Raw genomic sequence first — 20,640 nt, 5'->3', positions numbered from 1 at the left:
CCATTTTCTTGCTCCACAAAATATGTCCCTACCTCAGTGAATGAAATTCGAGGAAAATGGGGGTGCATCCTATTTTATGGAATGAGAGGAGAAAAGGAGATGAATGAAACGTTACGAAACGAGGTAGCTGCCTTTCGATTTGGATTAATTGCCCCAATCGTTCAACGGCAACTACAGCCTGGGGAGAGGTATGCCCTATTGAAAGAAATTGCGAAGCAAAGATACACGATCCCAGGTAGTGAAAAGAATACGGTAAGTATTCGATCCTTGGAAAGATACCTTCAAGCGTATGAACAGGAAGGGTTTGAAGGACTGAAGCCACAACTAAGAGAAAAAAGAGGAAGTTTACGGAGTCAAGATCCAGAGGTGCTAAAACGAGCAATAGAGTTGCGAAAGGAATTACCTAGCCGAAGTGTTGAACAGGTGATTCGTATTCTTGAGATGGAAGGTAAGGTTCAGGTGGGTGTTCTAAAACCACGTACTCTATCTCGTTATTTTCAAGAAATGGGATGGAGTAAAAAGGATCTTTACCGTGCGGTAAAGAAGGAGTTTCGCCATTTTGAACATGATACACCGAATGATTGTTGGCAGGCGGATACGCAGCACACCCTCTATTTGCCTGATCCGAAAAATCCAGAAAAACGAAAAAAAGCTTATCTGATAGCGATAATCGATGATCATAGCCGCCGAATTATGCATGCCGAATTTTTTATGGAAGAGAGATATCCTCGTCTAGAACGTTGTGTTCAAAAAGCCGTTTTGAGATTTGGTGTTCCCCATCTTTTCTTTGCGGATAATGGTTCGGTGTATAGTGCGAAACAGTTTCAAATTATGTGCGCAAGAATGGGAACGAAACTCGTTCACGCAAAGCCATATTCGCCAGAATCAAAAGGGAAAATTGAAAAGTTTTTTCAATTTGTAGATAGCAGTTTTACAGGAGAAGCAAACTTATTAATTAACCAAGGAAAACTTACGACATTAAAGCAATTGAATGTCTACTTGCGGTCTTGGTTAGAGGCGTATGATAACCGAGTTCATCGTAGTACGAAGCAAACACCTAAAAAGCGATATGAAGTACAGTTGGAACATACCCGTCACCTCTCGGCAGAAGTCTTAAAAGAGATTTTTCTTTGGGAAGAAGAACGAACCGTAAGAAAAACAGCGATTATTGAACTGGAAGGAAATCAATATGATGTAGATTCCTCCTTGCGTGGAAAACGAATTCAAATTCGCTATAATCCATTTGACCTATCTATGATTCAGATATGGAAAGATAACGAACGCTTTGAAAATGCGAAACCTGCGGAACTTCGAAATCAAAGCCACTCCAAATTACCAAATGATATAGATGATGATCACACTCCTGTTGAAGTTTCTAGTTTCTTGGAACAATTGAAAAAACAACAGGAAGAAGAAAAACGAAAACAAGTTGGTATCACCAGTTTTTCCAAGTTAAAAGAGAAACAATCAAGGGGGAATGAAAAATGTTAGACTTTTTTGAAATGAAGGGTGTCCCTTTTACACGTGAAATTTTGGCAAAGCATTTGTTTGACTCCTCCTGCCAAAAGGAAGCTGCCGCCAGATTAGAATATGCCGTGCAGCACCGTCAATTTTGCCTTTTAACTGGGGAAGCTGGGATGGGGAAATCAACGGCCATTCGGTCATTAGTTCATCAATTGGATCCCATTCATTATCATTACCTATATATCTGTGATTCGTCCTTGACCCCAAAGCTTTTTTATCGAGAAGTTCTGCAGAGCTTTGGCATCCAACCCGCCTTTCGATCAACGGATGTCAAGCGACAATATCAATCATTAATGCTTGATATCTATGAAAATGAGAAAAAGCTCCCTGTCATTATATTAGACGAGGCTCATCACTTTTCCGAATCAATGTTGCAGGAGCTGCGTTTCATTCTGAATTTTAAAGAAGATTCAATGTCTCCCTTATCATTGGTAGTGGTGGGACAGCCTAGTCTACGAAATCTACTAAAGGTGAAACAGCTAGAGGCGATTGATCAACGTATTCAAATGCGGTATCAAATGAGTGGTTTAACGGAAAAAGAAACACATGCCTATATTCGCCATCAGCTAAAGATGGTGGAAACACCCCATGAAATTTTTTCGGAAGAAGCCATTCAAGCTATTTATAACTTTAGTCAAGGAATTCCAAGGAAAATCAATACACTGTGTAGTCAAAGCTTACTAGATGCCTTTATTCAAAGCAATAAGATAGTGGGAGAAGCTCATATTCATCGGGTGATCAATGAACTGTAAAAGGGAAAGTGCTCAGTATTATGAACAATTGGAGGATGGGATTGCCGAAATGGAAGCAACCGTTGAGCGATTAAGAATGGAAATACAAGAGTTAATGGAAATAAAAAATGCTTTATATCAATTGAATGGATTACTGAAAGAAGAGTTGAAAGAATAAATCAAGGATTTTCCTTTTTAAAATTTCGACAACTAATCTGTCTTTTATAAATGCCAGTGGCATTGAGGGTGACCCTTATTCAGTTGCCACGTCACTGCCACTGGCAAAACATCCGACATCGAAGGTGGCTGCGGACATCATTGGTAATTTCCTGTTCTTCTTGTGATAATGTACTGTTATCCGATTCAATAACTCCCTCATAAGCTTCCTGTAGGTCATTAGCTATTTCATGAAATAAATTACTATCAATTGAAATACTAGAGTAATCCACTCTATTTTCCCAATACTCCTGTTGTTTACTTAAAGTTTCAAGTGTTGCACTCATTTTTCTGTTCAATTCTACCCCTTGAATTCCTAACGCTCCTATTGCCTTAAGTGTTGGACTTAATTTTCTATTTAATTCTATAGCTGAACTTCCTAATGCTTCAAACGTTGGACTCATTTTTCTGTTCAATTCTACCCCTTGAATTCCTAACGCTCCTATTGCCTTAAGTGTTGGACTTAATTTTCTATTTAATTCTATAGTTGAACTTCCTAATGCTTCAAACGTTGGACTCATTTTTCTGTTCAATTCTACCCCTTGAATTCCTAACGCTCCTATTGCCTTAAGTGTTGGACTTAATTTTCTATTTAATTCTATAGCTGAACTTCCTAATGCTTCAAACGTTGGACTCAATGCTTTATTTAGTTGTAATTGTTGGTTTCTTAGTTCTTCCATAGCTGGATTATTGACAATATCATTCATTCTTTCTTGTTGGTTTCTTAAATTTTCAAAGGGGTTTTCATTATCTTTACTCATATATAACCTCCATGTGAATAGAGCGAAAATTTTTAAATCTATCAACTACTATTATATCAGTTATTATGTCTATAATTACAAATTTAGGGCGACGTGAAAATTTTTGCAAAATTAATATTCTACATAAATAAATACTGTAAATATGTTAACTGATCATAGAAGAACTCTTTCACAAAGTCATTCGAAACTGTAAGTACTTGTTGGGGTCCTGCCGACAAAACGCGGATATTATACGGTAAGACATTTACCGGAAGTTAAAACCTTGATTTTTCTACGCTAAGGAGAAAAATCAAGGTTTTGTTTATATTCTAAGTGGGCGCAGGGAATGGACAGAGTTTGAAATCTCAGGTTTAAATGAATATTCACCTAAGAAGTTTATGTGTTCCCATCCCAAAGGAGATATATGAGGAAGTAGTTCCTCTTTATATTTTCCTGTTGTTTTCAAATGTTCAATTGCTTGTGATAGATACACGGTATTCCAAATACTAATAGCATTAATAATGAGGTTTAAGGCGCTGGCACGTTGTAATTGATCTTGTAATGCTCTTTCTCTAAGTTCCCCATGTTTCCCAAAGAAAATAGCTCGTGCCAAGGCATTCATGGCTTCACCTTTATTTAATCCACGTTGGATTCGCCGACGTAATGTTTCGCTAGAAATATAATCTAAGATAAACAAGGTTTTATCTATACGTCCCATCTCCCTTAAAGTTGCTGCAAGGCTATTTTGACGAGAATAAGAACCTAGTTTTCCCATGATGAGAGAAGCAGAGACTGTTCCTTTACGAATGGAATGTGCCAATCTTAATACATCATCATAATTTCCCTGAATGATCTTAGTGTTAATTCTTCCACGTAGCAACTTCTCCATTTCTGGATATTGGTCTGGCTTTTCAAATGAATAAAGTTTAGAATCTGCAAGGTCTCGTAGTCTTGGAGCAAACCGAAATCCTAACAAATTGGTTAACCCAAATACTTGATCCGTATAACCGGCCGTGTCTGTATAATGTTCTTCAATATGCAAATCGGTCTCATGATGTAATAGACCATCTATTACATGAACAGCATCTCTTGCGTTGGTGTTAATCACTTTAGTATAGAAGCTAGAAAATTGGTCACTGACAAAGCGATAAATGGTTGCACCTTTCCCCGTTCCATAATGTGGGTTTGCATCAGCATGTAAAGATGAAACTCCTACTTGAACACGCATACCATCTGAAGAAGAAGTTGTCCCGTCTCCCCAGTACGATGACAAACTTAACTTATGTTGAAAATTAACCAGAACTGCTTGTGCTTTATTCATGGCATCTTCATATAAACGCCACTGTGATGCTGTGGACATTTGCCGGTAAGAAATTCCTTGTGTCGCTTCTGCCATCTTAGTAAGACCAATATTTGTTCCCATAGCCATGATAGCTGCCATAATCGCTGGCTTTTCTTCTTCTTTTGGAGGATGTAACGTGGAAGCATGAAGAAGTTGCTTATCGAACCCTGTCCAACTTGCCACTTCCATAAGTAAATCAGGCAACTTCACACGAGGTATTAACTGATATAGAGATAAACTATATTCTCGTGCTATTTCTGGAACGTTTTTCTCTAAACGATGGACATACAACCGTCCATCCTCAAAATTAACCCCATCTAATTCTGTGATATTAGCTTTAATCCATTCAAGCCGATTATGTAATGCATCCATTTTCTCTACCAAGTACTCATCAACAGAAGGAGGTGCGGAAAGTTCATTAATTTGTTTGTTTTGCTCCCATGTTTCTTTTGCCACTAAATAATTATCAAAATCTTGGTGTTGACGACTTCCTTTAATAGAAACGCTACCTGAGCGTACAAGGTTCCTTAACTCGGTTAGAACAGCCATCTCATAATATTGGCGATTAACATTCCCATCATCATCATAAACATGCTTTTGCCAGCGATTCGAAACAAAGTCCAAAGGAGCACCTTCTGGAACTTTTCGTTTATTGTGCCTGTTCATCTCTTTAATTGTATCAATAGCTCGAAGCAATGGCTCCCCTGATTTTGTAGAAGTGAATTCTAAGGATTCTAACAATGTTGGGGTATATTTACGTAAATAGTTAAAGCGAAATTTTAGCAAGTCTAAGTAGTCGTAATCCATTGGCCGCGACAATTGCTTTGCCTCTTCTATAGAGTTCACTAAGTCCTCCCAAGGCATAATAGCCTCTAATGCTTCAAATGGGTCTTTACCTTGTTCTCTTGCTTGAATCAGTGCTGTACCTAAATCTGCAAAATGAATAACCTTTTCATTTACTGACTTCCCATTTAATTTCTGTATCTCTTCTTGAGCTTTACGCCCCTTTGACAACAATAAAGTAATTTGTCGATCATGTATCTCAAATGCATGATCGGTAAGGTTTTGGCTAAGTTGTAGGAGATGTAAAATTAATAGTGCAAATTTTTTATTTTCTTTAAACCTACGGAATGAACGTGGCTCATATTTGGAACCTAAGCGTGCTAACTGCAAGATCCTATTTGGATGAATTTTTTTAATGTCCACATTAAGTTGCAAAGCTCGTATGACTTGTAGACGTTGTATAACCTTTAAGAAAGCATCTGGAGAAGATTGGCCAGGAACTTCTCGCAACCAAGCAAGGGGTGTCTTTGAATAGGTGGAACTTACATCAAGCAAGTGATCTAACTTTGGTTTTTGAGTTTCATTTAATGTAGAACTGATAGATTTAAAAATTCGTTCTTCTGCCCGTTGACGTGCCTCCCATACAATCCTTTCTATTGTTGTCATGGCAGGCAAAATTACTTTTTGTCTTCGCAATTCTTCAATTGTTAAGCGAATCAAGTAATCTGTATTTCCATTCTCAAGAGCGCGTTGAAGTGTATATTGTGCAATTATTCGATAGGTCCCAAAGGATAAATTTTGATAGCCATAATGTTGCCGAAGTTCCTCTAGGTGTTCATTGCGGGTTGCTACCCGTTTTGCATACTGTGTATATTCTTGAGGGGAGACATCAATTTGTTTCGCAATATAATCGAGTATTTGGCTGGGAATGTCTTTAATCTGAAATAAATTCCAACCTGGATACCGAAGGACAGCAAGTTGTAAGGCAATCCCTAAGCGATTATGGTCTCTGCGATGCTTATTAATAAATGCAAGATCTTCTGAGGTAAAAGTATAGTACATTTCCATATCATGCTCAGTCATATCATCAGGAAAAGACATAAACATATTTCGTTGATCAAGGGTCAATAATTCTTTCCCTCTCATGTTATGCCTCCTCGCTGGATATTCTTCTCTTTCCTAAGTAACGATATAACGTTGTTGCTCCTATTCCTGTAGCTTCTTTAATTTGAGTTAAGGAGTAGTCTTTACTTTCATACATCTTCATAGCAAGCATTACTTTTTTTGATTCAACCTTGGGTCTACCTCCATTTCTTCCCCTAGCTCTAGCTGCCGACAGCCCATCTTTCGTTCGTTCACTAATGATATCCCGTTCTAATTCAGCTATGCTGGCCAACATTCTGAAAAAGAATCGCCCCATAGCTGTTGTTGTGTCAATTTTATCTTGAATAGACACGAAATGGATTTCTTTTGCTTCAAACTGTTCCATGAGTTCGATTAGATGTTTGGTACTTCGACTGATACGATCTAATTTATAGACAACCACTGTGTCGCCCTTACGGAGAATTTTAATAAGCTCGTCCAATTGAGGACGGTTTTTCTTCTTTCCTGATTCTTTTTCTTCAAAAATCTGATCCACTTCATAATAATTCAAGGCATCAAACTGTAATGACAATGACTGATCTTGTGTACTTACCCGTGCATATCCAAATTTCAACACAAATCCCCCCTTACTTAATACATTTACTATACCAAAAAGGGGGATTATATAGATATATTGGTATTTTGATTTTGGTTATATTTTTGGTTATATATTTTAATAGTTTTTGATTATTTTTTAAGAATCTTTTTTCCATAACCAAAAACGGTCGTTTATAAAATAGCCTTGGTTTCTACTTGAACTTTTAAAAAGTCTCTTATTCAAAATTTTTAATTCACTATCCCGTTCATCCAGTTTTTATTAAATGATTGGAGAGAACATGTTGAAAATATTTAATCGATCATCTTTTTAAAAAGGGATATTTTCTATGCTTATTATGAGTGCAGGTTATTTTGAATTAACGGATATTAACACCTGCACTTGCATATCCCGCAATAATGGCAGCTATATCCAGACCAGCTGTGACATTTGCTGAAAAGACCATTAATAAACGAGTTTCTGTAGTGACGGGTATCGATAATCCCTGAGTTATACCGTGGCTAATCGTCCCTATTGAAATTAAACCTGAAAGAGATGGGTTTAATGTTACGACAGCAGTTGGAATTGGACTGAAACTGTTGTTTGGTGCGGTTGAACTATATAATCTTGCTGTAATTGTAACAGTTGAGCCAATAAGGGATAATGCTACTGTAGTGCTGAAGTATGCAGCTATCGACGTAATTGTTCCATCACGAGGTGCCGAAAACGCAAAGTTAAGAAGAGTGCCTCCTGCACCTGTGAGATCTATAGATCCACCAGCAGTGCTAATACCGGAAATGGAATTTCCAAACCCAATAAGAGCTGAAGTATTAAAGAGTCCATCAAGTACAGTAGTAAGTGTTACAGGAAGACCGGATGCATATGGAATGATAGCACCGGCAGATACAGTGGGTTTAGGGCAACAATGTAGGTTCATTTTATTACAATTTCCACATGAACACCAGCTATTAAAATTCAAATCAAACACCTCCAATCCATTTACTATAAAATATTTAAGTTGATTATTTTTGTTTGTGTGATTGTAAATGTTTGTCAAAATAATTAATAAAATAAATTAGGATTCACAGCAAGTTTTAATGGACGGAAGTCTTGCAGGAGGGATAACCGTTAATTTTTCGGAGGTTCAATTCGATAAACGCAGTTATGGGTTCAGACCTTTTCGATCGGTACACCATGTGATAGCAAGAATACCATTGTTCATAAAACAAATATGAAATATAGAGAAACAATTGATTTAATAATATGTAATAAAGAACTGATTAGTGGTTAGAGCCCATTGTTTTAAAAAACAATGGGGCTCTAATTGAGTATTGTATTGTTACTAATAAACCTAACCTACACGATAACGTGGTGTAATACAAAATTCACCTACAGCAGGAGTATCTACTGTTGCAGTAACCGCAGTAATATTAATTGCATCGAAATTTGAAACCGTAAATGTGGCACAACCTCCAGCAGGAATAGTTAATGTTCGAACGGTAACACCACCGGTACCGGCAGCTGTGACACCTCTTACGAAAGTTGCAACAAAATCAACACTTCCACAGTTTTTAATCATCCCCGAAGCAAAAAATCCTGCACACATAGCAAAAGGATCTGCAGTAAAAATGGTTGTTGCCGTATCATCAGTTAATCTAAAGTCACAGCAAAGTTTATCTTGAACAAGTTCCTTCTCATTACAACAGGTCAAACAACAATTATCCTTACCTTTACAATTACAACTCATTACTTTATCAAACACCTTTCTTTATGAACTTGGAAAATCTCTTTAGAGATACCCAACTTTTTAATATAGTATATGCGTGATAAGAATCTTTTGTATAGGTTCCTAGTCCAAGTTTTTCGCCCTATTTCGTTAAACTGCTGTAAATCAAATCTCTTATAGAATACATACAATATTCGTAACAATTTATTTATAAGGGAGGGCTATTCATGTTTCCGATATCCCATTGTTTTATTTCGCCTTGCATCAAAGTACCTAAAGTATTTGATTGGGTAAATCGAACAACGATCATTAAATTACATGAGGAAATACCATTAGAAAAGAAAAAGGTTAAGGATGTTTTATGTTGTGTTTTTCAAATTCCTTGTGGGGGAAAAGAACGTTCAACTTTATGGACATCTTACGGAATTTACAATATCGGAGGTTCAATTTGTATTGAATATAAAAAAGGGTGCGGAGAGCCATTAGATGTTTTTATCAATCAATTAAAGGTTACTTCAATACCGGAGGGTAGTTCATTTACGGCCACTTTTTCACGTCTAGAAAGTGTGGAAATTCAGTGTAACGGAACGGATGTTACAGGCGTCTGCTGTGGAGATTTTAAAATCGCAGTTTATATTGACACAAAAAATAACTGCGACCTACATTCCCATCGAGATATCCAGAGAATTGATTGCTTTTTATCAGACTGTCATGGGAATCCTCTTTCTTTAGCTGATCCTCGCACCGTTCTTTGTAAAGAACTTATTTCACCTGAAGAACGTGCGAAATTTGATTTCTTTACACCTGAAGGAAATAAAACTACTCTACACAGAGTAGAAATACTAAAGCAAGGGTTTGTAACTATAGAGATTTTTAACTATAAGAATCAGCTTTGTAAAAAATGTACTATCCCTTTCTCTGATATTGAAACTTTCTTTTTATGTGCTCCCTCAGGCACAAAAATTGAATGCGAAATCACGAATGTGGACTGTAAAGCTCATATTGTTCCCTCGCTTAATAAGTCTTCACCTTGTTTAAAGATTGAAATTATATTAATAATATGTCAAAGTGTTGATTCCGTAGCAGACGTCAAAATAGAATTTAATGGAAAATACTGCCAACCAAGAGAAGAAATTATGAAAGAATGTGACTTTTAAATATCTTCCCATTAAAAAATTCGTTCAGACTTATGATAGTGAAATGATTTATTTGGTCTTTTTTATTGGATTGTTTTCTACTCAATGGGATACGACTAATTTGAGGAAAACCTACATTTAAAATAGCGCTAGATCATTACAGCCCTTTGTTTGTAATGATCTAGCGCTATTTTACGAGAAAAAAGCCGACATTGATTTTTAATTCTGGTCTTGAATGTCTTGCTCAATCTTCTTCAAAATAGCTTGGAGAAGTGTGTATGTCTTCCACCTATAAAGGGTTCACTATTGGAAATCCATGAGGGATTAAACAATTAATAATATTGGGGCGATGACTTAAGTAGGTCATCATCCTTTTTAGTTTTGTTAGAGAATTGCGAAACAACGCACTTAAACTACTTCTTTAGCTTAACAAGTCAAAATAAAAGGTCAGTTCCTTTACAGGAATTCGACTTTTTTTAGGTTGAAATTTGCTTAGCGTATAATATATGCGTTTTGTCGGCAGGACCCCTTGTTGCGCAGTAAGCGTCTTTTACGTAACAAGAGTTGACCTGAATCATTTTGCAGAAGACCGATCTTATTCAAAGTCATTCAGTTTTTATAAAATTTTTTCTTCTAAAAACTATGATTTTATATCTAATTTCACCGGACTGCACCGGTAAACAGTCTGTCATTACTTGGTACACTTTTTATCATTTGGTGGTAAATGTTATGTCAGAGGTTGTAAATTTCAGCGCTGAATTCAGATAAATGGGTGATTATTTGACTAATACAAAAATTTTCGGATACATACGAGTTTCCAGTAAAGATCAAAACGAAATACGTCAACTTCAAAAAATGATGGAATAAAGAAATTGATGATCGTGATATTTTTATGGATAAAGCAAGTGGAGCAAATTTTGATCGAATTCAATATCAAGCATTACGGGATCGAATTCGTGAAGGAGATTTAATATACATTGATGCTCTTGATCGATTAGGTCGTAACTACGATGAAGTTATTTCAGAGTGGAAGTATATTACTAGAACCATAAAGGCTGATATTATTATTCTTGAAAATGAAACATTGTTTGATAGTCGTAAATTTAGAGATATGGGTGATATGGGTAAGTTAATGGAGGATCAATTTTTGTCTTCGTTAGCCTACGTGGCTGAGCAGGAACGAAAGAAGATACGGCAACGACAGGCAGAGGGATTGCATCGGCTAAAATTCAAGGGAAACATTTAGGGCGTCCAGCTGTTACTTTAAGAGGCTTGAGTAAAGAACAGACTAGGGCGTTGCATGATAACTTTGCGTTATGGGAAGAGAAAAAAATTACTGGAGTTCAGTTCATGAATTTGTTAAGCCTCAAGAAAAACACATTTTATAAGATAATGAAGGAATATAAAAGCACAAAGCCTACTCCAGTATAATATTGTATAATTCATATGGCGTCCTACTAATTTAAGGGTCCTTGCGCTGCAGCTTCGGACACACCTCGTATAATACCAAGAGGTATCTTTTTTGTCCAATCCTCAAATTTCTTCATCACAGGAATGTTCCTTTGATATACTACTTGTCCTATTATTTATTTAACTATATTTTCCATATAATTTATAGCTTCGATAATAAAATTTAATTTGAGTGGGGTACCGTCAGAAAAATGCGGATTTAAAACGCTAAGCAATTTTATGGGTAATTTTCTTTCTAACAAGGCTTCAGATTTATTACGTCTATCTACAGTTTCCTTTGTTTTTGTACTTGACAGAAAGTTATTTTTATTACCAAACAACAATATATAGTGTTTTTATAAGATATGTACACACTATATATAGATTAAGTTGGACAACTTTGGTAAGATACAAGAAGTAGAACAAGACATTTTAGATTAATGAAACATCAGGCTAAGCAAATAATAGTATTACAGCCAACGCTCTTACCCAATGATTTATTTGAAGTTCCAAGGTAAAGAATATAAATCAACACTAATAAACAAAAAACTAGTTTATTGTAGAATTTTTTCATTTTTTCTTACAAAATGGTATAGAAATTTAAATTTAGGAATATAAGTATAATATAGAGAGTAATAATAAGGTATCTATATTTGGGATACAACTGTCCAAAAAAGGAAATAAACACCAATTACGCTTGATTACCTTATTTGCTACGTTGTATAATGTCCGAGGGTGCTTACACCTAGAAGTGTTTTGATAGAATAGTTGTAATTGACTAATAAAAAAGAAAGAGAGGAAAAACATTGATTACCAGTAATTTAATTACTCCTGGGTTGGGAGGTGGTTAAGGTGACAGGAACTGAACCATTCTCAATCACTATGATTTTGATAACTGTAATGACAAGCTCAATTTGGAATCTCGCAAGCTTCATTTTCGATCAACTCCAACGAAAAGAGTTGTCAAGTAATACGCCAGTAGGAAAGATTTTCAAACAAATTGCAAGCCATTGGACGATATACATCTTTTCTATTTCATTTTTAATGTTGTTGGTAGATCGTCATTGGATTAAGCTTTCACCAAAGGTTTTTGCAAGTATTGTAATTTTAGTAATAATTTCTTTCATAATAAAAAAGAAAATCCAGCAATTAAATGCTAGACAAAAAAAGAGAGATGAAGCATTTGATGAAATCCGTAAATACTTCAATGATAAAAACAAACACAGAGATCATGCATAAAGGGACAAGTTGGTGCAAACAACTATATCCTCGCCACTTCTGGTGCAAACAGATGTGGCTTTTTCCTTTTTAATCTAAACTATGTTAAAAAGATCTTACTTAGCACACAAGAATTTAAAAAACGAGTCCTATTTTATCACATACTAGGTAAAACCTCAACTTGACTATGTTTAGTCTAACAAAGCACTATCAACTTGACAAGTATTTTTATTTGTGGAATCTCTATTATTTTATTGATTTAATTAAGAAATCTTTAGAATTATTCTATGTTTTCAATTAGTATCTAAAATTGAAAAGATCAACACAAATTCTATTTGTCAAGTGAATATCTTCCATAGTATAACCCTATTTTCATCCCTCTATACACTTTTAAAGTTAAAAAAGAGATGCTCTACAGCTCTTAGTCATATAAATTATTATTCATTTAAAACTCTATAGTATTTTTTCTAAATTTCATCTTCGTTTCTAGATTTACTTATTAGCAAATTATCTTTTTCAACAACTTCTAAAACTTCTTTGTTTTCGTGAATTCTATTAAAAAAATCTTTGACTAATTCGATATTCGTTAATTCTTCCAAGTATTCAGGATCATCATAGGAATTCCTCAACATCTCACCGATCTCGTTAAGATATAGGGCGGCTACCTTTTCAGCTATGAATATATCTCCATGTTTTTCAGGAAAAGTCATTCCATCTGTATTACCAATCATAGCTTTGGCAGCTTTAACGTGTAAGTCAAGACCTCCAAAATGAGCTAGTTCTTGGTCGTCAACACCTTCCACAGTAATTTTTAGATTATTTCCTTTGCGGTCCACCGTATTAATTACACTCATGCCTTTATCCATTATTTGTTCTCTCCCATCTTTTTATTTAACAATTTTTCCTAGTAATAGGTTACTTTGATCTTAAAATTAGCCTTCTATTAAAGCCATTTCCCTTCGGTATTGTAATAATAATCTTTATCAAGTACCCATATATTATTGCTATCAACCTCTACTGCATATTCTACACGATATCTCTCACCAAATTTTTTATGAAAAATTTCAAGTGTAGGATCTATTTTATATATGTTAGGATCATATAAATAAAAAAGAGAATTGAGTGATTTTTTAGAATAACGACTTTTCCAATTATCAATTTCATTAGTATTAAAGTGCTGGAATATTGCTGTATATGTCTCAACAGGTTTGTTTGCAATAATTTGGTTGCTGTGAGTGTATTTATTTATTATCGCAGTGTATAATTCTATTTCCGTTTTCTCTTTTGGTATTTTTACTTTGTGAGGATATTGAAATGTGTAAATAGGATCTTCAAGCGTGTTAAATACTGTTAAATAAGATAAATCACGAATAACTGTTAATAAAAATTCCGTTACAGAGATAACTTTTACATTATTTTCCCTTATATAGTATGATAAATTTTCTACCTTTACATGGTCAGGTATAATCAGCCATGATTTATTCAGATTATTTTTTTCTCTTCCTATTGCCAATGTACAAATATCCTCTATAGTAGGTTTTTCTGTAATTCGTATACCCACTGTTACTAAATCGCCTTGTTTTGGGCATGGATACTTAAAGGTAAAATTTAAATAACCGCTGTGATGGACTATTTTCAACCCAGCTAACTTCAATGCGGTATAAACAGTTTTTTTTAATTGTTCCTTCACATTAGTAGACACCTTTCTCTTGTTGACTTTTGAACATTGTTAGATTACAACAGATTCTTTTAGATGTATATAAATTTATTTTTCCTTTTAAGGCTTACCGCCATTAAAATTGCCGGTAAACCTTCAGAATTATAATGATAAGAAGTAAAATAATGACGTTATTTGGATCCTGGGCCAGATTAAAATTCTGTTTATTACAAACAGCGTTCTCTGAGGAAATAATCCAATAATTATCGCTAAGTCTTACTGAATTCGGTTGTGAAAAAATAGTAAAAGAGAAGTTTACTGGTACTATTCAAGATCGAAGAGACTTCATCAAATTTTTGATGTGATCAGGAATGGTGATACAGTTGTAGTGGAAATTATCTCCCGTTTAGGACGTAAACCATTGGATATCCTTTATTATTCAACAAAACAACGGGACTTGTCAAAATTGGATTTGGATTAAAGTTAGCCTTAGATAAACAAAATAAGTAAACGCAAAATAACGCCAACTTGTTAAAAGGGGGGAGTTATTTTACGTTTAGATTAAACTTCACCTATCGCCTTGGAAACGCCTTTAGACGGTAGGGTATATTTATATTACGAAATTAACGATTTCCTTTCTCGTTTTCTAATCGGCTGACGTTTAACTAATCGATAACATTTTTCTATCTGTTTATATTCGCTTTCGTCGATTAATACTGCGTGTGCGATTTTGTTTCTAATGTTGGGTAATTTGTAAAGGAGTTTTATTTGATCTTCAGTAAAGTGTGGCAACGTGTTCGGGTAGCGGACAAAGTAGGATATGCGGGTATGCAATGCTGTTTTTGTTTCGTAACGTTGTAGTAGCCATGTGTAACCATATTTCTTAGTTAAATTTGCGACAATCATTCGGTCTAATTTAACTTCAATTTCGTACAACATTCCGTAGGCACTTTTCATATATTCTAATTCTTTCTCGTTCATAACGTGGCTCCTTTCGAGGTTAAGGGGATATCTACATTATACGATAGACGGGCGATAAAATCATTCTGAAAATTAAATTAATTTTACGGTGAACCTCCTGTAATTCCTTTACCATCTTGGAAACGCCCTTAGATGGTGTATCGTGGTTTCATCCGCTAAATTATTAACCACATTCCTCCACATTTACTTTGCGGTCTAGAGCAGCAACCCTGTCATTAAGTCGGTTAGTAAAGATAACCACCACGAGTTTTCCTTTGAAATTTACAAAATAAATAATTTACCTCCTCTATTAATATATCTATTCTTTTTATTAAATAATCAGAGTTACCTTTATGGTTCTACTATAATTTTTATCTTCATCACCCTTTAAACAGAAAAAAGGGAAGAAACCCACGCATGTCAAAGACATACAAATGAGGTTCTACCCTTTTTTTCCGATTTTAAATTAATTATATTATGCGGTATTTACAAGATATATACAAGCAATCATGTGACCTTAATTAATTACAGCATTTACGTTAAACGGTTGGTCATATCCTGCATAACCTGGTATCGACCAAATGCCAATTTCTTTTGATTTTGCTTTCTCCATTGCTGCCGTGTATTCCTTAAGATATTTCGTATCTTCATATATGTAACGAACAGTCAGGAGTCCTTCTTCTAACATGATTTTTTGAATGCTCTCTCCTGTAGATAGAAAACCGTAGATAAGTAAACGATCATATTTATCACGACTATTACCAACGCCTAGTTCAAGTAATACTTCTTTTCCTTGCACAAGTTCATTTAATCGATCACGAGCTTCCTCAGCAAAGGGCATCGGTCCTCCCTTTATCTCACTGGAATCTACTAATAGAAATCTAAGCTTTTCTTCTTTCCCTGTAGAGCGAATAACAGCCGTGCAAGTATCTCCATCATAACAACTTGTAATCGTGCCTTCCACCAAATTTTCTTCATTTACACTTTCAGGGAGATATTCTAATACATTTGTTAAATCTGTAACCCGACCTTCAATTTCACCTTTTATCTTTTTAATAGTCTCTATGTTTTCACCTAGTTGTTCTACTTTATCGGTTATTTGATTATTTTCTGGAAACTCTAATTCTGCACAACCATTTATCAAAAATATTACCATAATACCTAAGAGTAACTTCTTGTACATACAGCTTCAACCTCCATTATGCAAATTGGTAATTATCTTGTTCCTGCATGACAATTTCTTCAAGAATGCTCATAATGTTAAGATCAAAGTCTCCTTTATCCATACCCTTTTTCATAATATCAAGCGCTTCCTTTTGTGAATAAGCTTTACTGTTTTCACGATACTTTCTAGGCATCCTTAATGCGCTATAAACATCAGCAACCTGAGCTATTCTTCCCTCAATCGGAATTCGATCTCCACCTACATTAAAAGGATAACCACATCCACTTAGACGCTCATGATGACGTAAACAGAATTGTACAATATCATTACCAAAACCTAAATCTGAGAGCGTTATAACTCCATGTAACACATGCTCTTTTAATCTATTTTTTTCCTGTTTTGTAAGAACGTCCCCTGACTTTAATGGATGATCTGCCATACTGATTTTACCAATATCATGAAGTAAACCAGCTAGAAAATATCTACTTGTATCATAACCTAGTTTTTCAGCTATCTTCGCTGCATAATATCCCACTTCAATACTATGTTGCGCCGTTTCTCGATCCCGAAGCGTCAAGCAATGAAACAGAGCTAATGCCTTCTCCCATTCCATGTCTCCTTTAAATACTTCCTTCATCTTAACAAATTCATAGTTAGCTTTAGTAAAGCTCATAAACACAGCTCCTCCTATTTATTTTACTTAAAAAGCACGCAAAATCCCCCTATAAAGGTGAATCTTGCGTGCTCCGCTCTTGATCCTTATTACTTGTTTCAATTACTTTATTAAATTCTTATTTACTTATTTTGTTACTTAAAATATTATTAATTTTTTTCAACAAAATCAATAACATATGTGAGCGAATTATAATTTTCTGCATTTTATTTTTTAAAACTTTCATTTTTATCAATAAATGTAATATTTTGATAGGTTTTGTCGAATTTGTTAACTTACCTTATCCCATAATATAGAATAGTTATGTTGTTCACAATGCGAAGTGAGGTAAGGGTAATGAAAACAAAGGAAGCAAACAGAGAATTAGAATTTAAGATAAATAAATTACGTCAAAAAATGATAGATACAGCCAAAATTAGAGGGTTCAATCATCCTGATACAATTAAATGTAGTCAAGAACTTGATAACATTTTATATAAATACCAAGTATCTAAACGTTAGAGACTTAAACTTTTGAACAACTCTCATTATTATTTCACTTTGTTCAATAAATGATCTAATTCCTTAGAGTATAAAACGGTTTTTGGGTGAGTAAAACCATAATGTAAAGCATTCTCAATCATTTTTTTACGCTTCATTTCAATCGCATTCAGCAACTTTTCTTTTCTCATACATTCACCTTCTATTCGAAGTATTAAAATGGTAGCGGACCTTTAGATTTTCCTAACTTTTGTGTCTCACTAATATTTGATGGATCTAAAATTTCCCCACATGATATATCAACTAGAGCATATCCTTGCTCGTCTATCACATTAACTAACGATTGTTGATACTTCATCCTTAAATTATTCAGTTCTAATGGTGTATACAATGGGTGACTTTCAAATATATTATTTTTCCATATATAATTCGCTCGGATCAACGTACAAAAATTTAATAACTTGGGTTCAGTTTCACTAACCACAAGTGCAAGTACAGTTTTGTTATCTATCGCAATTCTTATATATGTGTACACTTTAACCCCTCCTTCGATCCTTATCTATCGCTTCGAAAGGATTTAACTCCACGTACAATTATTTCATTCAGTTGCTCTTGTATAGAAACTGAGTGCTCCGAAGCAAGTTTTTCAATCTCTGTATATAATTCTCTAGGTAAATGAATATATTGACTAATCATACTCGATTGCAGTTCCACTATATCATCACTTATTTTATTAATTTCTCCTTCAACTAAATATCTTTTTAATAAATTAAAACACTCTTGCTGGAGAGAGATCTTCCCTTGGCGGCAGCGTATAAAATAATCCCCATCATTTTGTTCAAAGACTTGGACATTTTTTACTCCCAATTCTTCTATAAGGTTGAACAATATGTTATACGTTAGATGTTCAGGGTTCCGCGGAATAGGTAATCGAAATGAAACAAACCCTTTTTTTGTTCTATATGGTTTTTCTGGCCAACTCGATGACCATTGAACAAACTCTTCAAAACATGGATGTATCAACGTTCCATCTGTTTTTAAAAACACAATAGGTTCCGTCTTAACAACACGAATTAATTCATCTTTATAAGAAAAAAGATCAAATAGTCGTAGATTATGATTATATAAATGAAGTTTATCGCCAAATTGAGCAACACTACTATGAGTTCTTACCTTTAATTGACTTCTAAATTTGATGCATTCTTCTTTTTTAAATCGTCGCTCTTTTTTATTTCCTATTAACACGAGATCGCTATCAATCTCACCTTTTAAGGCTAGACTGTTTAAATATTGTGGTGTCACCCCTACAATCTCTGCAGCTTTACGTAAAGAAATCCCTTCTGGCTTAAGCATTTCCTTTATTCGTTCAACCTCATCCTGAGAAAAACGATAGCCTCCGTCTCTCTTATAGGTATCTTGATTAATCGGTAAAATTATTCCCGTTTTTACTAAGTAACGAACCTGGCGTTCTGTTCTATCAAGTTCATTTGCAGCTTGTAAAAGTGTAAGATACATAAACTTCCCTCTCTTAGTAGTTACTAATTTATTATTCTGAGACAATCTCAGTTGGATATAAATTTTCTAACTCGACCTTACTAGTACGGTCATAAACTGGAATATAACATTCTTCATCGTTTCCGTAAACACTGTAAATGTAACCTGACGGCTCTTCATCTCTTCCCACTGGAACATTTAGCATAGCAGATCTTGTTTCCGATAAAAAAATACGTTGTTCACCTCTATCTAAGCTAAGGTTGTACCATTTCGATCCATCAAAATAAGGCTTTTCAAAAAACTCGACAACATCTAATGATATAAAAACAATTGGCGTTTTAAACATTGGTATAACTCCTCTCGTAAAAAGGTTGTAAATACTTCCTATATAATAGAAGAAACTAGGTAATTTTCTGGCATTGGCATTAAACATATCCTTTTTCTTCTATGGTATTCATCATTTCTTGTTCCTCTAATTTTGAATAGTTAGTGCTAAAAATTCTATCTGCAATCGCCCATTCTATAGCTTCTTGGGTTTTTTCATCTTCATTCCAAATAGTTTTTAGTTTGAACATTTCATCATAAATATTTAAACTTTCATTTTGTGAAAAGCTTTTTTTCATGCATCTGTCAGATAAATTCTCAAATATCTTCTTTTTATTCACTCCCATTAAGGACCACTCCTAATTTACTACCGACTTTTTTATTTATTCAATTAGTTCAATTTCATACACTAATCCCAAGCCGTCAACATCATTTCCAAAACGGATCTCTCCATATGTACCTCTCTCATTACACTCCCAATCCCAATCTTCATTCGAAAATTTTTTGCACTTCTCTTTAAAAATGTCAATAGCTGCTTCAATACTATCCATTGCTTCTAGTTCAACTTTTTGTATTGAAGGCTTAAAATTTTCAGTGACCCATTCCTTATTCATTTCTTCACTTTCATTAGTAATTAATGAAAACCGGTATTTTTTATCCCACATATAATTCACTTTCCTTTTCCCTAAACAGACTTATTTTATTTCTTTTTCTTCAATATGATAATGCGCTACACTTCTACTTTCTTTTTGATCCCTAACATAATCTTTAGCTTTATTAGAAGTAGAGAAAACTTCAATAAATATACCATCTTCAAATACTATAAATACTGTCTTCATAAAATACCCACCTCGTTACATTTAAACACCCTCAAGGGATTAACAACTACCTATTTCTGTGAGTCATTAAATTCAAACAGCTGCAAACCATTCCCCAGGATCACATGAGTAAGATTTTGAGTCGCGATTTTCAAACTTACCGATATAAATCACTTTGTCATTTTCATTTATTTTATAAAACACTCTTGCCCTTTTACATTTTACCCGTTTTACTTCTTTATTACGATTTAATCCACTGTAATTTAAAGAACTAGGACGAGGATCTTTAGAAAGAACCCTAATTGCATTTTCAATCATCTCTTTTTCTTTTTTATTAAATTTAGACAATTCTTTTTCGACACGTTTGGAAGAAAATTCAATACGATACATTTTACCTCACTCCCTCTATAAATATTGATATACCAACGGTTTGAGCCGTTGGAGAAGTACCAAAAAAATATTTTTCGACACGACCTCTAACATTATTTTTATAATATGTGAAACTATGCCAATTGGTGGGTACGCT

Annotated in this window: 24 protein-coding genes and 2 pseudogenes; 8 read left to right on the top strand and 18 right to left on the bottom strand. The window is 34.4% G+C overall.

Features of this window, described 5'->3' with window-relative positions:
* Positions 1-99: 99 nt before the first annotated feature.
* From BKP35_RS16270 to BKP35_RS19690, 3 genes are read left to right on the top strand one after another with little or no spacing between them, the layout of a single operon-like run.
* Positions 100-1,491: a DDE-type integrase/transposase/recombinase gene (locus BKP35_RS16270; RefSeq protein WP_071314437.1), complete on the top strand. Its 1,392-nt coding sequence runs from the start codon at positions 100-102 to the stop codon at positions 1,489-1,491.
* The gene (locus tag BKP35_RS19695) at positions 1,485-2,276 is read left to right on the top strand and encodes an ExeA family protein (RefSeq protein ID WP_071314436.1); all 792 of its coding nucleotides are present in this window, start codon (positions 1,485-1,487) and stop codon (positions 2,274-2,276) included. The genes BKP35_RS16270 and BKP35_RS19695 overlap by 7 nt, the downstream gene beginning before the upstream one ends.
* Positions 2,266-2,433, top strand: a complete 168-nt coding sequence (locus BKP35_RS19690; RefSeq protein ID WP_169819245.1) for a hypothetical protein — start codon at positions 2,266-2,268, stop codon at positions 2,431-2,433. The genes BKP35_RS19695 and BKP35_RS19690 overlap by 11 nt, the downstream gene beginning before the upstream one ends.
* Before the next feature lie 91 nt (positions 2,434-2,524).
* Here the strand turns inward: BKP35_RS19690 and BKP35_RS16260 are convergent, their stop codons facing one another.
* The 5 genes from BKP35_RS16260 to BKP35_RS16240 form a co-directional block, all read right to left on the bottom strand.
* Positions 2,525-3,232, bottom strand: coding sequence for a hypothetical protein (locus tag BKP35_RS16260; RefSeq protein ID WP_071314435.1), 708 nt, complete (start codon positions 3,230-3,232; stop codon positions 2,525-2,527).
* Between the two features lie 301 nt (positions 3,233-3,533).
* A complete protein-coding gene (locus BKP35_RS16255) occupies positions 3,534-6,482 on the bottom strand; it encodes a Tn3 family transposase (RefSeq protein WP_071314434.1) in 2,949 nt (982 codons plus the stop codon).
* 1 nt (position 6,483) lies between these two features.
* A complete protein-coding gene (locus BKP35_RS16250) occupies positions 6,484-7,053 on the bottom strand; it encodes a recombinase family protein (protein WP_071314433.1) in 570 nt (189 codons plus the stop codon).
* 340 nt (positions 7,054-7,393) lie between these two features.
* Complete coding sequence (locus BKP35_RS16245; protein WP_337959654.1) at positions 7,394-8,071, bottom strand: exosporium glycoprotein BclB-related protein; 678 nt, start codon at positions 8,069-8,071, stop codon at positions 7,394-7,396.
* A 294-nt stretch (positions 8,072-8,365) separates the two neighbouring features.
* Positions 8,366-8,725, bottom strand: a complete 360-nt coding sequence (locus BKP35_RS16240) for an S-Ena type endospore appendage (RefSeq protein ID WP_071314432.1) — start codon at positions 8,723-8,725, stop codon at positions 8,366-8,368.
* A gap of 242 nt (positions 8,726-8,967) precedes the next feature.
* On the opposite strand from BKP35_RS16240, the gene BKP35_RS16235 reads away from it, so the two are divergent.
* The 3 genes and pseudogenes from BKP35_RS16235 (at position 8,968) to BKP35_RS16225 (ending at position 12,564) form a co-directional block, all read left to right on the top strand.
* Positions 8,968-9,897 carry a BMQ_0737 family morphogenetic spore coat protein gene (locus BKP35_RS16235; RefSeq protein ID WP_071314431.1) on the top strand — a complete coding sequence of 310 codons (930 nt, stop codon included), beginning with the start codon at positions 8,968-8,970 and terminating at the stop codon, positions 9,895-9,897.
* Positions 9,898-10,644: 747 nt separating this feature from the next.
* Positions 10,645-11,307: pseudogene (locus BKP35_RS16230) on the top strand (recombinase family protein).
* An 870-nt stretch (positions 11,308-12,177) separates the two neighbouring features.
* Positions 12,178-12,564 (top strand): hypothetical protein, encoded by a 387-nt coding sequence (locus BKP35_RS16225; protein ID WP_071314430.1) that lies wholly within the window; start codon positions 12,178-12,180, stop codon positions 12,562-12,564.
* A gap of 446 nt (positions 12,565-13,010) precedes the next feature.
* Here the strand turns inward: BKP35_RS16225 and BKP35_RS16220 are convergent, their stop codons facing one another.
* Together BKP35_RS16220 and BKP35_RS16215 are read right to left on the bottom strand one after the other, a co-directional pair.
* A complete protein-coding gene (locus BKP35_RS16220) occupies positions 13,011-13,409 on the bottom strand; it encodes a hypothetical protein (RefSeq protein WP_071314429.1) in 399 nt (132 codons plus the stop codon).
* 77 nt (positions 13,410-13,486) lie between these two features.
* On the bottom strand, positions 13,487-14,233 hold the full coding sequence (locus BKP35_RS16215) for a hypothetical protein (protein ID WP_071314428.1): 747 nt from the start codon (positions 14,231-14,233) through the stop codon (positions 13,487-13,489).
* Between the two features lie 239 nt (positions 14,234-14,472).
* On the opposite strand from BKP35_RS16215, the pseudogene BKP35_RS19980 reads away from it, so the two are divergent.
* A pseudogene (locus BKP35_RS19980) lies at positions 14,473-14,633 on the top strand (recombinase family protein); the annotation flags it as partial.
* Between the two features lie 182 nt (positions 14,634-14,815).
* Here BKP35_RS19980 and BKP35_RS16210 read toward each other — a convergent pair.
* The 3 genes from BKP35_RS16210 to BKP35_RS16200 form a co-directional block, all read right to left on the bottom strand.
* Entirely contained in the window at positions 14,816-15,181 is a 366-nt protein-coding gene (locus BKP35_RS16210; protein ID WP_071314427.1) for a hypothetical protein, read from the bottom strand.
* Positions 15,182-15,677: 496 nt separating this feature from the next.
* Positions 15,678-16,343, bottom strand: a complete 666-nt coding sequence (locus BKP35_RS16205; protein WP_071314426.1) for a thermonuclease family protein — start codon at positions 16,341-16,343, stop codon at positions 15,678-15,680.
* 16 nt (positions 16,344-16,359) lie between these two features.
* Positions 16,360-16,998 (bottom strand): HD-GYP domain-containing protein, encoded by a 639-nt coding sequence (locus tag BKP35_RS16200; RefSeq protein WP_071314425.1) that lies wholly within the window; start codon positions 16,996-16,998, stop codon positions 16,360-16,362.
* Positions 16,999-17,334: 336 nt separating this feature from the next.
* Between BKP35_RS16200 and BKP35_RS19035 the strand changes: the two genes are divergently transcribed.
* Positions 17,335-17,499: an aspartyl-phosphate phosphatase Spo0E family protein gene (locus tag BKP35_RS19035; RefSeq protein ID WP_139192902.1), complete on the top strand. Its 165-nt coding sequence runs from the start codon at positions 17,335-17,337 to the stop codon at positions 17,497-17,499.
* Positions 17,500-17,528: 29 nt separating this feature from the next.
* Here BKP35_RS19035 and BKP35_RS19030 read toward each other — a convergent pair whose 3' ends face one another.
* The 8 genes from BKP35_RS19030 to BKP35_RS16170 form a co-directional block, all read right to left on the bottom strand.
* Positions 17,529-17,669, bottom strand: coding sequence for an aspartyl-phosphate phosphatase Spo0E family protein (locus BKP35_RS19030; protein ID WP_084031706.1), 141 nt, complete (start codon positions 17,667-17,669; stop codon positions 17,529-17,531).
* A 23-nt stretch (positions 17,670-17,692) separates the two neighbouring features.
* Positions 17,693-18,013: a hypothetical protein gene (locus BKP35_RS16195; protein WP_071314424.1), complete on the bottom strand. Its 321-nt coding sequence runs from the start codon at positions 18,011-18,013 to the stop codon at positions 17,693-17,695.
* A 20-nt stretch (positions 18,014-18,033) separates the two neighbouring features.
* A complete protein-coding gene (locus BKP35_RS16190; RefSeq protein ID WP_071314423.1) occupies positions 18,034-18,993 on the bottom strand; it encodes a MerR family transcriptional regulator in 960 nt (319 codons plus the stop codon).
* Between the two features lie 31 nt (positions 18,994-19,024).
* Entirely contained in the window at positions 19,025-19,318 is a 294-nt protein-coding gene (locus tag BKP35_RS16185; protein ID WP_071314422.1) for a hypothetical protein, read from the bottom strand.
* A 79-nt stretch (positions 19,319-19,397) separates the two neighbouring features.
* Positions 19,398-19,643 carry a hypothetical protein gene (locus tag BKP35_RS16180; protein WP_071314421.1) on the bottom strand — a complete coding sequence of 82 codons (246 nt, stop codon included), beginning with the start codon at positions 19,641-19,643 and terminating at the stop codon, positions 19,398-19,400.
* A gap of 36 nt (positions 19,644-19,679) precedes the next feature.
* On the bottom strand, positions 19,680-19,970 hold the full coding sequence (locus BKP35_RS16175) for a hypothetical protein (protein WP_139192901.1): 291 nt from the start codon (positions 19,968-19,970) through the stop codon (positions 19,680-19,682).
* Positions 19,971-19,991: 21 nt separating this feature from the next.
* Positions 19,992-20,135: a hypothetical protein gene (locus tag BKP35_RS19685; protein ID WP_169819244.1), complete on the bottom strand. Its 144-nt coding sequence runs from the start codon at positions 20,133-20,135 to the stop codon at positions 19,992-19,994.
* Between the two features lie 72 nt (positions 20,136-20,207).
* Positions 20,208-20,504, bottom strand: a complete 297-nt coding sequence (locus tag BKP35_RS16170) for a type II toxin-antitoxin system RelE family toxin (protein ID WP_071314419.1) — start codon at positions 20,502-20,504, stop codon at positions 20,208-20,210.
* Positions 20,505-20,640: the final 136 nt, after the last annotated feature.

Origin of the sequence: Anaerobacillus arseniciselenatis (assembly GCF_001865995.1) — a bacterium.
In the GTDB taxonomy this organism is placed as follows: Bacteria; Bacillota; Bacilli; order Bacillales; family Anaerobacillaceae; genus Anaerobacillus; species Anaerobacillus arseniciselenatis.
The sequence above is the reverse complement of the archived record's forward strand: the minus strand, read 5'-3'. Positions and strand labels throughout refer to the sequence as shown.

Excerpts from the sequence above, each read along its gene's own strand:
- BKP35_RS16270 (WP_071314437.1), top strand. The coding sequence starts at position 100 with ATGAATGAAACGTTACGAAACGAGGTAGCTGCCTTTCGATTTGGATTA.
- BKP35_RS19695 (WP_071314436.1), top strand. The coding sequence starts at position 1,485 with ATGTTAGACTTTTTTGAAATGAAGGGTGTCCCTTTTACACGTGAAATT.
- BKP35_RS19690 (WP_169819245.1), top strand. The coding sequence starts at position 2,266 with ATGAACTGTAAAAGGGAAAGTGCTCAGTATTATGAACAATTGGAGGAT.
- BKP35_RS16260 (WP_071314435.1), bottom strand. The coding sequence starts at position 3,232 with ATGAGTAAAGATAATGAAAACCCCTTTGAAAATTTAAGAAACCAACAA.
- BKP35_RS16255 (WP_071314434.1), bottom strand. The coding sequence starts at position 6,482 with ATGAGAGGGAAAGAATTATTGACCCTTGATCAACGAAATATGTTTATG.
- BKP35_RS16235 (WP_071314431.1), top strand. The coding sequence starts at position 8,968 with ATGTTTCCGATATCCCATTGTTTTATTTCGCCTTGCATCAAAGTACCT.
- BKP35_RS16220 (WP_071314429.1), bottom strand. The coding sequence starts at position 13,409 with ATGGATAAAGGCATGAGTGTAATTAATACGGTGGACCGCAAAGGAAAT.
- BKP35_RS16210 (WP_071314427.1), bottom strand. The coding sequence starts at position 15,181 with ATGAACGAGAAAGAATTAGAATATATGAAAAGTGCCTACGGAATGTTG.
- BKP35_RS16205 (WP_071314426.1), bottom strand. The coding sequence starts at position 16,343 with ATGTACAAGAAGTTACTCTTAGGTATTATGGTAATATTTTTGATAAAT.
- BKP35_RS16200 (WP_071314425.1), bottom strand. The coding sequence starts at position 16,998 with ATGAGCTTTACTAAAGCTAACTATGAATTTGTTAAGATGAAGGAAGTA.
- BKP35_RS19035 (WP_139192902.1), top strand. The coding sequence starts at position 17,335 with ATGAAAACAAAGGAAGCAAACAGAGAATTAGAATTTAAGATAAATAAA.
- BKP35_RS19030 (WP_084031706.1), bottom strand. The coding sequence starts at position 17,669 with ATGAGAAAAGAAAAGTTGCTGAATGCGATTGAAATGAAGCGTAAAAAA.
- BKP35_RS16190 (WP_071314423.1), bottom strand. The coding sequence starts at position 18,993 with ATGTATCTTACACTTTTACAAGCTGCAAATGAACTTGATAGAACAGAA.
- BKP35_RS16185 (WP_071314422.1), bottom strand. The coding sequence starts at position 19,318 with ATGTTTAAAACGCCAATTGTTTTTATATCATTAGATGTTGTCGAGTTT.
- BKP35_RS16180 (WP_071314421.1), bottom strand. The coding sequence starts at position 19,643 with ATGGGAGTGAATAAAAAGAAGATATTTGAGAATTTATCTGACAGATGC.
- BKP35_RS19685 (WP_169819244.1), bottom strand. The coding sequence starts at position 20,135 with ATGAAGACAGTATTTATAGTATTTGAAGATGGTATATTTATTGAAGTT.
- BKP35_RS16170 (WP_071314419.1), bottom strand. The coding sequence starts at position 20,504 with ATGTATCGTATTGAATTTTCTTCCAAACGTGTCGAAAAAGAATTGTCT.